Genomic DNA, 15,699 nt, shown 5'->3' on the forward strand with positions numbered 1-15,699 from the left:
CATGAAAGCTATCCTGCTGATTATACTGCTTCTTACGCAATCAATCGCGTTCGCCGAACCCGAAGCTGCCCCCGCGCGCCCAGAATCCTGTCGCCACTGGCTGTCATTGTTTGAACCAGTTTGTCAGCGGCTGCGCTCCATATGGACAGAGGGCCATAACGAGCTGTACGTATCCGGTTATGCCTGGCACAACCGCTATACCTACTCACGTGAACGCGTGCGCCAGTATAATGAACTCGCGTGGGGCGGCGGCGTTGGGCGCGGTCTTTGGGATGAAGATGGCGACTGGCACGGTCTTTACGCCATCGCGTTTCTGGACTCGCATAAAAACGTAGAGCCGGCGGCCGGTTACGCGTTTTTAAAAACTAAACATTTTACACAAGATTTTTCAGCGGGCCTTGGCTACACGGTACTGGTTACCGCACGCCCCGATATTTTCAAGGGCGTGCCATTTCCAGGCGCCCTGCCCTGGGCCGGAGTCACCTGGAAAAAGACCTCCGTCTATGCGACTTACATCCCAGGCGCTTCAGGCGCCGGTAACGTATTGTACATACTGGCAAAACGGACCTTTTGATTGCCCGGAAAAAGGTACCCTGGTGTATCAGGCGGCAACAGAGATTCCCTGTCGTGTTGACAGCCAAGTGCCATAAGTTGCCGGTTGATGGCGTTACCAACCGTAATATGCCGCATAGAAACCGCATCCAGCTCGGCGAGTATCAACGCACACCCCTTAAGTACCCGGGCTTCCCCTGTGGCGCTTAATGTGTCGCCGTTCAGCGCCTGTTCATGCAAAAAATCGCATACCGCGTGCGGGTCCATCTGTGGCAGCATATGGCAGGCATTTTCATACAGTTTACTGATTGCGTTATGCAGCACAGCCAGGTCACGCGCAATCACTGAGAGCGTACAACGCAGTAAAGCCCCGTCCACTGGCACTATTTTTTCATGAAGTGCGGCCGGGTCGCCCTTGCATGCAAGCAATGCGTGTATCAGCTGCATTGCGGCAGCAAAGGGCTCCTCAAGAGAGACAGGCAAGAGTTTCTTTTGAAAAAATTTAAGCATCAGGGCGGTGTGTCCAAAAAATGGGGAGTAATCAAAGCATATTACAGAGGCAATAACAATCATACCGCTAAAAAATACACTGGAGAAAAATCAGGGTTCTCGGCTACAATGGTGAGGCGCATACCGGTCAGGAAGACAACGTGCAGTCTAAAGCCGAAATTTACGTCTTGAACCCACTTACATTAGAGAGCGCCGGCACAGAGGTGCTTATTCAGTTTCTGGACGCCCACCCGGGCATCGCCTTCTTTGACAAGCATATTTTGTGGAATTTCGAACCGATAGGCGAATTCAGGCTCACTCACAGCATCCTTCGCCGTCCGCGCAAGCGAGTCCTTGATGAAGAAAGGCCTGGGCTGCGTTATGAGGTGCTTTCCAACAGTCTTTTGGGAAAAGGAACATACAACAGAGTATACCACTCGAGAGCGACTCTGATTTCAGAGCATAACCGGCATATCCGACGAACAAAAGAAGAGGGTCGCGAGCGCATTGTCAAACGTCAAAATCTTGAGGATGCCGATGAGGTGTTTATGAACACTATCCGGCGTGGGCAGGCATGCGCCCAGCGCACTTATCATCTACACGCCAAACCGGCGGTCTTTGTTGGCTCGCGTTGCTTTGAAGTTGAACGTAGAATGCCTGGTGACGAGCTTTTCAATCTACTCAACAACGAAGAAAAAGACTTGTTATCAACCCTCATACTCTTTCGCATGACGTTCGCCGTGCTGCAGGCATACCGGCAACAAGTTACCACACCTGGCTTCATTCACCGCGACGTAAAACCTGAAAATATTTTCGTGCGCATGCCACCCGATGGCAGTTTACAGCCCATTGAGGTCAATATTATCGATTACGGATTCTGCATGGAAGCAGATGCGCATGAGGAGGGGCTTGTAGGAAGTCCGCTTTATTGTGCCCCGGAAATATGGGAGTGTGAGCAGGCTTCGCATGCTTCCGATATCTATTCATTGGGCCGAACACTCGCCTTCATCTGGCGAGATGCACACCCCATCTGGAACAGTATCAGCAATGCAGAATTAAGGGCGTTTTCAAGCGATGTCTGCCATGACGCACTTTTTGCAAATATTCCGCATTTTGACGAAAACACAAAAGCCGCCATCAGAAACCTTCTCGCACGTATGACGGATCCAAAAGCCGAGATGCGTCCGAATATTGATGAAGTCATAGCCGGTTTTACGAATATCGCTACCGATTATTACCTGAACGGCAGCGTGAGCCCTGGCATTCCTGCCACCCACGCTCTGCGCCAGAAAATGAGCGAACTTCGGGAGCGTAATCATGTGGCGCTGGCTGAAGAATTGCAGACACTCGCCGAAGGCGTTGAGCTCGCCTGGTTAAAAAATTCACCCGCCGTCGAATGCGAGCAGCTTCGGGCTACCATGCGCGCCATGAAAGCGCGTCTCTGTGAGCCGCGTACGCACACCGATATCGCACTGACAGCACTTGGCAACGCCGGTATACTGCTGGGAGGGCTTGGATTCTTTGGCGCCATTGGGCTTGCCGCCACCAGCCAGAAGCGCGGCAGCTTTTTCTGGCACCCCAAAACCGACACGGCAGACACGGTGAGCGCCTTGAGGCGACAATTGCCGCTGGCACCCGCCTGGTGAACATTTCAGCACTGTGCTATGGTAAAAGAAGGTACACCAGAAGGAAGACAGGGATGATTCCGTTTATCGAACAGGCTCGTTGCTATGCCTCAAGCCATGAAAACCCGCTGACACGTTATACCCATTTTGTGGGCGTGCCGCTCATTATATTCGCGTTTATGGTGTTTCTGGGCTTTATCCATGTACGCGTAACCGGTATTTTTGACCTGAGTCTCGCGACTATCGCAACACTCCTGCTGCTTGGCTATTATTTTCGCCTGAACTGGCGTCTCGCGCTTGCAGCCACACCGGTAATTATCTGCCTTCTGTGGGTCGCTGAACTGGTTTCTGCAGCAGGTCCCGGCGAGCGCAGCCTTTGGGTATTTTTTGTCACGCTCATCCTCGGTGCCGGCCTGCAGCTCCTTGGTCATTTTTTTGAGGGCAAACGTCCAGCTTTTATGGACACCCCCTGGCACATGGTGCTCGCGCCACTTTATGTCACCGCCGAAATCATCTTTTTAAGCGGCCATATGCTGCCGCTTAAAGAGGCGATTCATGCAGAAGTTACGACGACTCATGAGGGTGAGAAATCCTGAAGCAGGTGTGAATGCGCGCATTGCGCTGAAAGTCCATATCAAGGGTGGAGGCGGTGATGTCCTCCACCTGGTAGCGTGCAAGCACGCGCTCTTCCATGCGAAAATGGCGAGCATTCGTTGAAAAATACAGGGTTCCTGACCGTGTCAGCAGACGCATGGCATCGTCAATGAGTGCGGCGTGATCGCGCACAATATCAAGCGTCCCCTCCATGCGCTTGGAGTTCGAGAAGCTTGGTGGGTCCAGAAAAATCACATCAAAACGGTCATCTGCGCGCTTTAACCATTCCCGACAGTCGTATTGTACAAACTGGTGGCGATTCACCGGCAGTTTATTCAGCGCAAAATTATCTTCCGCCCAGCGCAGATAGGTGCGCGACATGTCCACATTCGTAGTAATGGCGCCTGCCAGTGCAGCATGCACGCTGGCCGTGCCGGTGTAGCAGAAAAGATTCAAAAAACGCGTGCCACGTTTGAGCGTGGCAAAGCGCAGGCGCAGCGGACGATGGTCTAAAAAAAGCCCCGTGTCGAGATAATCCGTAAGATTCACCTTAAACTGCGCCGCTCCCTCGCGCACAACAAGCGATTGCCCGGTTTGCGCAAGTTTTTGATACTGATTCGTCCCCTTCTGCACGCGCCGCTCACGCATCACCAGTCGATCTCTTGATACCCCAAGCACGTGCACCAGCGCTTCCAGCATATCAAGGCGCCGCCGCTCCGCCTTATGCGGCGGGATGCTCGCAGGCGCGGCATATTCCTGCGCCACCACATGCGTGCCATAGCAGTCGATGGCAAACGCATATTCAGGAAGGTCGGCATCATACAGGCGATAACATTCAATGCCCTCGCGCTGTACCCATTTTTTAAGGTGCTTCAGGTTTTTGGCAAGGCGATTGGCAAGCATCTGCGCACCTTCTGTGAGCCCGCTTTCCCCAGTTTCCTTTAACCGATTGGTCGCATCCAGTGTCAGGCACCAGAGGGTACAGGCAAGCGCCCCATTGGCAAGCGCATACTGTTTGCCGACTCGAAGCCCAAGGGCTCGGGCAAGCAGTGGGTCGGGGGAGAGGATGGCGGCAACATGCCCCTGAAACGCGGCATGCAGGTGCTGTCCGAACGCGCGGTACATCGGTACCAGGGTAGTTTGATCCTGAAGGCGAACACCAAAAGGCGGGTTGGTAGCGACCAGCCCACAAGTGCTTCGCGCGCGGCTTGTCTCAAAACCACCAACCGAAAATTCTACGTCCACGGCCACACCGGCGCGTTCGGCATTTGCCTGTGCCTGAGCAATGGCACGCGGGTCGTTGTCAGACCCCTGCAGCACGCGGGTGATGGGGAGAGCCGCGGCCTGTGCTTCCTCGCGCAGGCGTTGCCAGAGGGCTTCATCATGCCCCTTCCAGTGGCGAAACGCCTGTGTGTCGCGTAACAGCCCGGGCGCCCGCCGTCCGGCCATGAGAGCGGCTTCAATCACAAGGGTACCGGAACCACAGAAGGGGTCACAAAAGGACGCGTCTGTTTCAAGCATTTTCGGCCAGCCGGCGCGCACGAGAAGTGCGGCGGCCACATTTTCCCGAAGCGGGGCTTCTCCGGCTTCCAGTCGATAACCGCGCTGATGCAGGCTGTAGCCGGTCAAATCAAGACTCACCGTCAGGGTGTCTTTTTTAAGATGCGCGTGCAGACGCACATCCGGCATCACGCGCGAGACATCGGGTCGCGCACCTGCCGTGTCACGGAAACAGTCAACGATGGCATCTTTCACAACCTGTGCGCCGAAAAGGGTGTTGCGCAGCGTATCACTGCTGCCGTGAAACTCCACACAGAGTGATTTATCGGCTGTAAACACGTCCTGCCAGGCATACTCCCGACAAAGGGCATACAGGCTTTTTTCATCGGTCACGCGGCCTGAGAACAACACAAGGTGTACGCGATTGGCAAGGCGTGACCAGAGGCAGAGTCGATACGCCGTTTCAAGGCTTCCTTCACCAAAAACGCCCTGCGGGGAGGTGCGGGAAAGCGAGAGGCCTAGTTGCGCGGCTTCTTCGCCAAGGAGGTATTCCATGCCCCGCGGCGCACTGACAAAAAGTGGGAGATTCATACGATAAAGGTTCTCAGATAACGAAACAAAGCGCGGGAAGCGCCGGATTTAAGTTCAGGGGTTTTGGCGCTCTCCACACGGGCAATGAGCTGACGCAGCTGCTGCACATCTACGCCCGGATACGTGTCGATGTATTCCGTGAGGGCTGTGCGTCCCTCGTTAAGCAACCGCTCGCGCCAGCGCTCAACTGCATGAAAAGAAGCGCTTTTGGCGTCACTTTCTTCTTCCATGCGTGCGAGCGCCTCCATTATGAGGGTTGTGTCTTCAAGGCGCATGAGCTTGCCAATGCGCTGACTCTGGCGGCGAATCGCGCCATGGCTTTTAAGCCGGCGTGCCTCTTCCAGCGCATCACGCAGTGCGGTACTGATTGGCAGGGCGTCAAAAACATCGCGCGGCAGGGTTAAAAGCTTTACCCCGGCCTCCTGGAGCGCATGGGCCTCGCGTTTTTTTTGTGATTTGCTGACGTTTTCGTCCATGGAATTCCCTTGGTTGCCAGGCGCAGGCACGCGCGCGGTGAAAGATGCCCCCTCCCGCGCGCTTTGCCACGCACGGAAAAGCGCCACAACGTTATACACGAGAACCAGCACCAGCAACAGATGCAGCGTGCGCGATGACAGCACATGCACAAGCGGCACCGTCACCAGCACCCCGACACAGCCGGCAAGACTGAAGATCAACGTCTTTTTCAGCGGAATGCAGCCTCTTTGCAAAAACATCAGTGCCGTCAGGGGCTGTTGCGAAGCACCCGCCACCATCATCACCGGGAAAGCCACGAGAGGTGAGACATTCAGTAAAAAAAGCGCCCCCTGTACCATCGCAAAAAGACCGATACCGGCAGATGTCAGCGCGCCACACAGCATCATCGCAAAAAAGCCCGCGGTCAAACGTGCGCCCTGAAGCGCCATCAAATCCCCGCCTACCGGCAGCAGTTGCCACTCACTGCCAAGCAACAGCAGCGCCACCAGCGTAAAACAGACCACCATGATAAGGCGCAGCGTCTGGCGCGGCAGCCTCGGCACCAAAAAACCGCCTAAAACACCGCCAGCGCAGGTGCCGGCTACCAGTGTCAGAAGGGTAGTGATATCTACATCCACCATCTGCATGAAAAAAAGGGATTCAATGGCCCCTGGAATCACCTGCGCGCCATTATTAACCGCTGGCAGCTCCTCGTCATGAAAAGTGCCGAGCATTCTGGCAAGGGCGACATTCACCGCAAAACTGCCAACCCCCAGCGTATCGGCCACAAAGGCGACAAACCCGCTCAGCAAAAGGCGCAGTCGCAAAGCGGGGGAGAGTGTTTCTGCCGGCAGCTGGCGAAGCTTAAGCAGCATCATTACCACCGCCAGCAAAGTCATCAGCGTAATGCCTGCAACGAGGAGCGCAAAGACCATGATATATTCAGTTTCGCAAAAAAGTAGGACAATGATACAGTATTTGCTCAATTCTGGGAATCATGCGGATCTTCTTACCCATGCCGATGAAAGATCAACGGCAAACATTGTACTCACTTACCGCATCATGTTAAAATTATAAACAACTTCTTCCTTGTTGCGAGAGTTCATGCTCTATCCACCCCATTTTTATGTTGAAAAGGCCGGTAAAGTACATACCTGGAAGCGGCTGTCTCCGGGGACGCTCAGCGTTGGGCGCCTTATCAACGGCGAAGCGGCCTGGAGCAGCGGTTCGTGGGGCGTCATCAAGGAAAAGCGTCCGCTGGTTTGTAATATCCTGTCAAAGAGCCTGCCGCGAGAAGCGGTCATCGAAAAGCTGATTTTGCTGATTCGCGATGGTTTTGAAGTGTATGCCCTGATGGAGGAAGATGAGGCACCAGCTCCCTCTGACGAGAACCACGTTAAAGAGAGAACCGCGCCAAGGCTTACGCGCCTCACGGAAGAAATCCTGCAAACCCGCCCGGATGCGCTGCGCCTCAACCTTGGCGGGGTTGATGTGCCACAGAGCCTGCGAAACAGGCCTCTGCCACGCGAGCGCCAGGCGCACTGCTTAACCCATTTTGACATGGAGAGGCTCGTCAAAAACAACCCGCGTCTGACCGTGAGACACCTCGAAATAGAAGATTTAGACGATGGATGGTTCACGCGAGAAAAGTGGAAGCCCGTATCACGTCCTAATCAAGTTTATTTCTCGGTACCATACGATCCTGAGCCGCGCTCCACAGGCTTTAAAACCACCCGCATTCACTGGAGCGAAGTGATTGCCTCAAAAGATTATAGCTGGAAGAATTTTATACGTATCATCGACACGCACTATGTGCACACAGCGACTCCCAAATCCCTGATAATCGACAATAAAAACGTTTGGAAGTTACTGAATGACATGCGTATCAGTCACCCTTTTGTACAGATTCAAACAGATGATCTCAAAAGCGTGACCCATCTTCAATGCCTGCTCACAGCTGCCGCACGCTGGGCACTGAGTCATTGTCAATCCCCGCAACCACCTGCAGAAGATATTTACTGTCGTCTTGATGCGCTGCTCCTCCATACCCCGGCACTTGAAGTACTGAACATGTGCGCCGGCCCCGAGACTGGCGACTGGCCCATGCTGCCCCGGCTCAGGGAAGTTTACTGCACAGTGGATAAAGAGCAGGCCTTAATTGCACTGCTTGAAAAAAATCCGCACATACAAAGCCTCTCCCTTAATGTCGATTATCACGCACCCGTGATAACAGACCCGGTCCCCACGCTGCCGGGCCTTGAAACACTGTCGTTAGATTTTTCTTATTTTACAGGCAAATTACCGGCAGGCTGGCTTGAGCGATGGGAAAAAAGTGCGCCTCATCTAAAAAAACTGACTCTCTGCCTGAATGCTTCCAATCACCTTCAACTGGCAGAGATACTCACCTGTTTTAGAAGGATTAAAGCGCTGTATTGTGATTACCTATTGCCGCTGACGAGCGAAAATGCAATGCAGATGAGCGAGCTTGCACGCAGCTTGAAAAGCTGCACTGAACTTCGACATGTCCAGCTGGATGCCAATGATGAGATGAGGCGTTGGCACATATCGTTCCCGTCAGACTTTTATCAAAGCTTTATTGACAATGTTCCAAATCTTGACGAAGGCTGCAGGCAAGATCTGCAAAAACGATTTGAATCGGCTAAAGAGAATGAGACAAAGTGGCAAATAGCGTCGCGTGCCCACGCTGAATTAGACTTTCAGGATTTTTTAAAAAGCATGAATCTTTCTGAAATAGGTGCAGCTTTTCGCGAATTGCTAAAATCCGTCAGCATGGATGATGTTCTAAAAGCGCTTGCCGAGAGCCGTTCGGATTCTAATGAGAACGAGATTCATGATGCCTTTAAGGGCGTTAATCTCAAGGATTTTTTTAATGCCATTGGCGGTCTGGAGACACTGAAAATATTAGGCACCAACGGTGTGAGGGCGCTCAAAGAATCCGGCCTGCTTGGCGAAATCGCGAGCTTCAAGACTCTCAAACAATTTTTATTTGCACCGCCCGCCTATTCCGCTCCGGCAGCGAGTTCCAATGCCGAGGCAGAAAGACTCACTTTGCCGGAATTTTCACTGGATGTCATGCGTGATCATCTGCCTGAGGCGGTTAAAGCACTCTCTACACTGCCCTTAGGCACGAAAAACCTTAACAGTGAGATGCTGGAAGCGCGCCTTGGACAATTTTTGAAGCTGCAGGCGGCTTCAGACGCGAACATAGCCGTACCCTCTCTGGCTGAAGTGCTTCCAGAGATTGCCTCTGAGCTCGGGCCTGTAGGGATACAGAAAATGCTGCAGTTTTTCAGCGAGTGGGATGGCGAGCGCAAAACACTGACTGACCCGCATATTAACTGGTTCAACCGGCTCAAAGCGCGTGCAGAGGGGCGTCCCGGCATTCGCCATTATGCCGGAGCCGGCATTTTTGACAGCCTGCAACACCTCGACTCCGCCTGCATACTGTCAACGCCATGGCGCGCCATCACGATTTTCCCGTTGAAAGAGGGCAATGGGACGGGCAAGTTCCTGATTTTTGACCCACGATTCAGCAAAGGACAGTTTCGCGCAGATGCTGACGAACTGCCGGAAATACTTGGGCGCATCCTTGGCAGCCCGCACCTTATCTGCACGGACAGAATGCTGCAGGAGCCAGCCCCTTTAGCTAACATCGATGACGTTATCGCAGGCGGCGGTCTTCTTGCCCTGCAGCAGGCCTCTGACGGTGAAGCGTTCCTGCAAAGGCTTACTGAAGCGCCTCCCCTCGCACCACCTTCTGATAAGGCGATACAATCGCTTTTTCTGCGCCACCCTGACGGGCGCCCCATGTTTCTCGCAGCCCTTCAATCTGGCAGCGAGTCGCAAATGGCCATCACGCTCTACCTGCTCAATGGCCTGATGCAAAAAAATCCCCGTACCTACTGGAAACTGCTGCAAAAGAGCATTCCCGACTTGCACCCATCCGTCAATTTCATGGAAGTGATACAGGGGCTAAACCTCGCCTGTCAACACTTCTCTCTGCACCCGTGGGTTCAAAGCGGCAGCCATCTGTCTGAACTGCCTCTCCTTGAAGAGGCGCTTAATAATGCCGAAAGTGACCGGGAGGCGCTCATTAACCGGCGTAAAAAAGAAAAACACTACGACAGCCCTGAAGAGTTTTTCAGTGACCTCTTCCAAAAAGAGGACTCTTTTCGTCTGGCCATGCCCGATGGAAACACGATAGACGCTTTTTGCCTTGATTTTATGGCATATGTCAAAGGCCGTGGCCGGGACGTTATTTTCATTGATAAACCAGAGGCTCTGCAGTGCGCAAACCCCTTCATTCGTCGCCAGGAAGATGAGCATCGAGGCCTCTTTGCCGAAGGACCGGGCGGCGCTTTGCACCACGCGCTGCAGAATCACGACAATCCGCCACTGATTGTGCTGAACAGCCAGAATTTTCTGCCACAGGATTTGGTGCGCTTTAATACGCTGCTGGATATCCCGGCCTCCAGTGATGGCACCCCGCTGCCCCCCAAAACGGGCGTCATTCTGCTGGAGAACACCAAAGACCGTGCACGCCATCAGGGGGGTGAATTTTACTCACGCATCAAGCGCTGGATGGACTGGCCATTTGCGCCCGCGGTAAACGCCTTCCCGCCATTACCGTCTGAACCCCTTCCAGAAAGTACACCAGCCGCTGCGGTTGATGTATTTAACGCCCGCGACTGGAAAGAGCTCTTATTGGGGCGCTGGCAACCGCTTGGGAGGGAATTTAGCTGGGTAGAGGGTAAACTCGTGCGCGCACTTCAATCGGTGTTGCCAGTTGTGCTTTACAATCCTCCGCTGCATGACCGGGAGTTCATGCGCACCCTTCACGAGGCGCGCATTAAAGGCTTTTTCGAGCATGAAGGACAGCATATTCCCTGGCCTGACGGCGGGTTTAGCTTTGAAGAAGGGTATCGCTGGAACGAGGCCGCAGGCCATATTGCTTCCTGGCGCATCGGGCTTTCGCCAGAGGCCAAAACCCTCAACAGTTTTTATTTTTCACAGCTTGAGGAGCGCTACCGGTGTGCCGATGGCCTTGCATTCGCCATTGACGGGTGGGTTGCTGAACACAAAAACGGGCTTCTGACGCTCAATATTTCCCATCCCCTGGAAGAGAGCCAGTGGGCGCGTCTTCTCGCGCTCTGCGCCGAGAACGAGGTGCAGTTGTCACTGAACCTTGCTGATGAAAGTCTGCTGCCCGCAGGCCTGCGTCAGGCATGCGAAGATGCCGCCCCCCCACTGCCGCCCGAGGAGCCTCATCTGCACACACGGCTTATAAAGAGCGATGACCCGGATGTGACCCGCCTTCAGCCGGAGTGGGCGAATGCACATTGCGTGGATATCTCTGAATGCGACCCCTCACAGCTTCTGGACGCGCTCGATGGCGTGTGCGACCGCAAGGCCGGCACCATGCGTTTCTGGGAAACGCGCGGTCTTTTGCCGCAACTGCTCGAACAGCATGAAACCGTTATCCTGCGCGGGCGTTTTAGCCCGGAACACCTGGAAGCGCTCATGCCCTTTTTGCTGGAGCGCGTCACGAAAAATCCCGACAACCGCCTGATTCTGCTGCCGGACAATCCCGAGCAGGTGGCGTTTCCGGACTTTAACGAAGAACGTCATACCATTCCCCGTGAAGCCGTGTGGGCGCATCTTCAGCATCCTGAACACCTGCCGGAAAGGGCGCGTCACACCGAACCTCTAAGCCGGTTGCGGGTGCGTGAGCAGTTTTTAGCGCAACACCCGCAGGGTGATTCTGACCTTGCCTGGGAAGGGCTTGAGTTTCTGGAAACCCGTCTTGTAATGGAGCTTCCAGACTTTGCTAAGAGCCATGAAAACGCCGCGGCATTTGAGCGCGCGCGTATTGATGCGCTCTGGTCGCATCTGCGTGATGCGCCCATGGTGTTTATGGCAGGGCTCACAGGTGTCGGAAAATCCACCCTCATGGAAACCACGATTGCTGAAGGCGGAGCGTGTACGCTCTGGCATACGGCAGGAAACATGCAAACCTGGGCACGCGACCGCCAGCCAGGTCTTAAGCTGCTCTTTATTGATGAAGCCAATACCTCAGCCGGTGACTGGAGTGCGTTTGAGGGGATTTTTGAAACGCCGCCGCATGTGCGCATCGACAATGTGTGCATTGAAATTACCTCAGAGCATAAGGTGGTCTTTGCCGGTAACCCCGCAAGCTATGGCGATACCCGTAAAATCGCCTCGCTCTTTGCGCGCCACGGTAATGTTCTCGTTGTTGAGCCCATGCCCTGCGATTACCTGTATGAAAATATCCTGAAGCCGCTCTTTGCGGCCAATGGTATTTCACGGGAGGATACCGAAGCCGCATGCCTTGAGATTCTACGCATGTACGTCTTCCTCTGCGAGCACTCAAAAGACCGCGTGCTCATCTCGCCGCGCGAGCTCGAGATGATGGCGCTCCTGTCTTTAAGTAACCGCTCTGAAACAATATCTCTGACAGAGACGACACGCCATTTTGCGCGCATCATCGGCAAAAATCTTGTTACCGGCAAGCTGCGCCTCGCCTTTGAGGCAGCGTTTCCTGAGAGCGGCCTGCAACGCCTGCCGACAGTTCATGGCATGCCAGAGGCGGCATCCTCGATGCAGCCATCTGAAAACACACGGACCTACTGCTTCACACCCTCACGCGACCCCGCGGTAAGGCTGCTCGAAGACCTGCTGGCGCTTCGTGAACAGCGAAGGATTCTGGCACAAAAAGGCCATCCGCTCCCACGCACCCTCCTCTATGGAGGGCTTGGCGGCATCGTGCTCGAGGGCCCGCCAGGTGTTGGGAAAAGTGAAATGGTCAAGGCACTTCTGGAGCGCTTTGGTTATGCCAGACATTCGTCTGACAGGGGCTTTTACACCCTGCCGGCAAGTCTTAACATTGAGGCTAAAAAGCGGCGTCTTCTCAAGGCCTTTGAAGAGGGGGCGGTGGTCTATATCGATGAAATTAACGCCTGTGAACGCCTGGAAGACTTCCTGAACGACCTTCTCATGGGCAAAAATCCCCTCACCAAAAAGCCGCCAAAACACCCGGGCTTTATGCTGATTGGCACCCAGAACCCTCTGAGCGATGGCGCGCGCCAGCAGGCCAGTAACGCCCTGATGCGCCGCCTTATCACCGTGGAGATGCCAGAATACCCGCCCGATGAAATGATTACGCTGCTCGTACATGAAGGGCTCGACCCGCCACGCGCGAAAATGCTGGTCAGTATGGCCGAAGTCCACAATTGCGCGCCTTATCTCCCCCCGTCAGCACGCATCACGTTTCGCGACTTACTGAAACATGCTCAGAAAATTCTTGGGCGCGCCAAACTCAAACCGATACGGCCGGATGAGGATGACGATGAGGAAGAGGCTCTTCTTGATGAAGCACTCCCCCGCCCATTACCCACGATGTTCATGCCGCGCGCGCCCCTCCCGACTCAACGCTTCGAAACCCGGCAGCAAAGCGAGTTGTGGGGGGCGGTCTTCAATGCCATCTCTAACCTCAGGCTCTACGGCGCCGAACTGCGTGACAATGGCGCGGACGATGCGGTTAAAGCGTCGGGAAGTGTCGCCTGTGGCATTGCAGACACCCTGGAGACGGAGGCCGGAAAACTGCGTAACAACTACGATCCCGATGGCCTTGACAATGTTCTTAAAAACATTGAGCAACATCATGAGAGCATGGGCACACACCGTCATCCGTGGCTTCCGCTGCTCTTCACGGTCTTAAAGCTGCTGAATGATGCCATGAGAGCGATTATCGGACTTGCCTTTAATCCGCGTTTTTTCACGGTTGATACTGAACGCCAAAAACGCCTGCGGGAGGTACACAGTGCCTTGATACGTCTTGAGCGATATGGAGAGCCGTATACACATCCCGATGAGACGAGTAGTGCAAAAGAGGATGATGAAGACTTTCAACCTGAAGGGCCTTCACCCTCGCATTAAAAAATCGCTTTAGCCCCAATAATCGGGCCGCGGATATTCATGTCCCAGAGGAAGAAATTGCGCCCCTCGCCACTGGTGTAGTACTGGTTTAGATTACGGTAGCCAAGGTAGAGGGTCAGGTTGTCAACAAGCCAGGGCTTTTTGGGATTGTAGCCAATCCAGCCTTGAACATCCGTGCTGTGGTGGCCATTTATGCCACCGCCATCGGCTTCGCCAATCACGTGCCATTGCGGGTTGAAGGTGTATCGCAGGCGCGCGCCGCCAATGGGGTCGGTCCAGGTGTGGTTACTGACGGCCTTCAAGTCCGCTACACGCAGGGTCACATCGTTGAGGGTAAGACGGGCGCCGGCAAGAGCATCAAGGGTGAGGCCCTGTGGCTTTGAGGCGTCCCCAATGAGCGACCATGAGGCGCCTGCCGAGAAAATACCAAAATCATTGCGCGCACGTACTGGAAAGCCTTCTACCGTCTGTTCGTCTTTGAGCACCGAAAACATGCTGTTGGCAAAAAGACCGAAACGGCCGCGGCGCGCATCCAGCCACAGCATGATGCCGCCCTGGAATTTCTGCATGATATCCGCAAACGACTGCGACACTTCAAGGCGGGTATTAGCCGCCTGCACAGTACCGTGCAGGCCCAGCATCCAGAGATAGGGGGCGACACCATACTGCCATTGCACCCCTTCTTCGGCCATTGCCGGCAGTGCCAGAAGCGAAGAGAGCAGCGCGGTGGTAACGCGCTTTCGCGTCAATCGTCCGTGCATCATTTCTCCCTTCAGGAGGTGGGTGAAGCCTTCAGACGCGCGGTTTCATCCGTCACCTTCTGGCGGCCATTAAGTTTTAAAGACAGCGGGCGCGCTTTTTCCGAAAAATCGAGCTGATTCAGGTCGATGGAGCGCAGGCTCAAATCATCATAGGTTCGGAAATAGATTTTTCGGTTGCCAATGTCTTTAAACACAACCCACTGTGTCGTATCGGTCTGCACCTCACCGTTTTCCGTTGAACGCACGTAGCCGGCCGGGAGGTCAACGTTATTCATGATATGCTGGGCAAGGTTCAGGAGTTCATCGGCATTTTTGGCATGAAATGCGTTGGCCGCCATAAACGCCACCTTCACAAAACGCGAGGGAGGAGAGGCGTCTCCCGGCAAGCCAATGGCGCCTGACCCAAGCCCGTTACCGGTATAGGTAATGCCACCCTGAGTAATGGATTTTGGATTCTCTGCCGAGAGGTTGATAAAATTGCGAAGGTTCGTCACGTGCCAGTCGTATTTCGGGGAGTTGGTCATGACGCCAATATTGTCAAACACATTGACTTTATTGTTGTAAAACTCAACCACAATGCCCTTGCCGCTCGCGTCATAAATGGATGCGTGTGCAGGCAGGACGGCATCTCCAAGCTGTGGAAGCTTCTCACCGCTGACATACACGTTTTCCAGTGCTGCACGCACTTCATCAACCGTCTGGAAGTTACCAAGCACCCAGTCTCCAAAGCGGGTATAGGGAATGGCTTTGTTGTCTTGACCCTCAGGAATGTCCTGGTAGCGTGTTTCGCCTGGCAGGTAGAGGTACCCAAACGACAGCCCCTTTTCATTAAGGCCATCAAAGCTTGCGTCAATGCCAAAACCATCGACATAGGCATAACCGTACTTAGACGTCCATGAAAGGCCCGGCTTCTGGTTTGTAGTCTGGGTGTTAACGGTGCGCCCGCGCGGGGAGGTGCGCAGGTTCGAATTGAGCGGCACGCCAAATTCCATGCTGCGAGAAATCATCAGCGAGCCGTCCTCGGCTTTCAGACGAAAATCCGTGCAGGCAATCGCCGTGCTCATATTCAACAAAACAGCGGCGGTAAAAAGGCATTTGCAGAGAACGTTCATGGTGTCTCCCGATTGGTGCAAAAAACCAGCTTAACAGCTTTA

At 54.2% G+C, this 15,699-nt stretch carries 9 protein-coding genes; 4 read left to right on the top strand and 5 right to left on the bottom strand.

The window, feature by feature from the left end; translation table 11 throughout:
* Nucleotides 1-10 precede the first annotated feature (10 nt).
* Nucleotides 11-574, top strand: coding sequence for a lipid IV(A) palmitoyltransferase PagP (pagP, locus tag E4T54_RS05800; RefSeq protein ID WP_420795127.1), 564 nt, complete (start codon nucleotides 11-13; stop codon nucleotides 572-574).
* Here the strand turns inward: pagP and E4T54_RS05805 are convergent.
* On the bottom strand, nucleotides 511-1,062 hold the full coding sequence (locus E4T54_RS05805; RefSeq protein ID WP_131793722.1) for a hypothetical protein: 552 nt from the start codon (nucleotides 1,060-1,062) through the stop codon (nucleotides 511-513). The two genes, pagP and E4T54_RS05805, sit on opposite strands and share 64 nt — an antisense overlap.
* Before the next feature lie 140 nt (nucleotides 1,063-1,202).
* On the opposite strand from E4T54_RS05805, the gene E4T54_RS05810 reads away from it, so the two are divergent.
* Together E4T54_RS05810 and E4T54_RS05815 are read left to right on the top strand one after the other, a co-directional pair.
* Nucleotides 1,203-2,687, top strand: a complete 1,485-nt coding sequence (locus E4T54_RS05810; protein ID WP_028385779.1) for a protein kinase domain-containing protein — start codon at nucleotides 1,203-1,205, stop codon at nucleotides 2,685-2,687.
* A gap of 53 nt (nucleotides 2,688-2,740) precedes the next feature.
* Complete coding sequence (locus tag E4T54_RS05815) at nucleotides 2,741-3,262, top strand: Mpo1 family 2-hydroxy fatty acid dioxygenase (protein WP_028385780.1); 522 nt, start codon at nucleotides 2,741-2,743, stop codon at nucleotides 3,260-3,262.
* Here the strand turns inward: E4T54_RS05815 and rlmKL are convergent.
* Both rlmKL and yjgA read right to left on the bottom strand, forming a co-directional pair.
* On the bottom strand, nucleotides 3,231-5,351 hold the full coding sequence (rlmKL, locus tag E4T54_RS05820; protein ID WP_028385781.1) for a bifunctional 23S rRNA (guanine(2069)-N(7))-methyltransferase RlmK/23S rRNA (guanine(2445)-N(2))-methyltransferase RlmL: 2,121 nt from the start codon (nucleotides 5,349-5,351) through the stop codon (nucleotides 3,231-3,233). The two genes, E4T54_RS05815 and rlmKL, sit on opposite strands and share 32 nt — an antisense overlap.
* Nucleotides 5,348-6,742, bottom strand: a complete 1,395-nt coding sequence (gene yjgA / locus E4T54_RS12090; RefSeq protein WP_065230346.1) for a ribosome biogenesis factor YjgA — start codon at nucleotides 6,740-6,742, stop codon at nucleotides 5,348-5,350. Before yjgA ends, rlmKL begins: the two co-directional genes overlap by 4 nt.
* Before the next feature lie 169 nt (nucleotides 6,743-6,911).
* On the opposite strand from yjgA, the gene E4T54_RS05835 reads away from it, so the two are divergent.
* Nucleotides 6,912-13,784, top strand: a complete 6,873-nt coding sequence (locus E4T54_RS05835) for an AAA family ATPase (RefSeq protein ID WP_028385782.1) — start codon at nucleotides 6,912-6,914, stop codon at nucleotides 13,782-13,784.
* On the opposite strand, the gene E4T54_RS05840 is transcribed toward E4T54_RS05835, so the two are convergent.
* Together E4T54_RS05840 and E4T54_RS05845 are read right to left on the bottom strand one after the other, a co-directional pair.
* Nucleotides 13,781-14,548, bottom strand: a complete 768-nt coding sequence (locus E4T54_RS05840) for a hypothetical protein (protein ID WP_135100398.1) — start codon at nucleotides 14,546-14,548, stop codon at nucleotides 13,781-13,783. The two genes, E4T54_RS05835 and E4T54_RS05840, sit on opposite strands and share 4 nt — an antisense overlap.
* 8 nt (nucleotides 14,549-14,556) lie before the next feature.
* Complete coding sequence (locus E4T54_RS05845; protein ID WP_051550809.1) at nucleotides 14,557-15,657, bottom strand: linear amide C-N hydrolase; 1,101 nt, start codon at nucleotides 15,655-15,657, stop codon at nucleotides 14,557-14,559.
* Nucleotides 15,658-15,699 lie beyond the last annotated feature (42 nt).

It is taken from the genome of Legionella geestiana, from assembly GCF_004571195.1.
Taxonomy (GTDB): Bacteria; Pseudomonadota; Gammaproteobacteria; order Legionellales; family Legionellaceae; genus Legionella_B; species Legionella_B geestiana.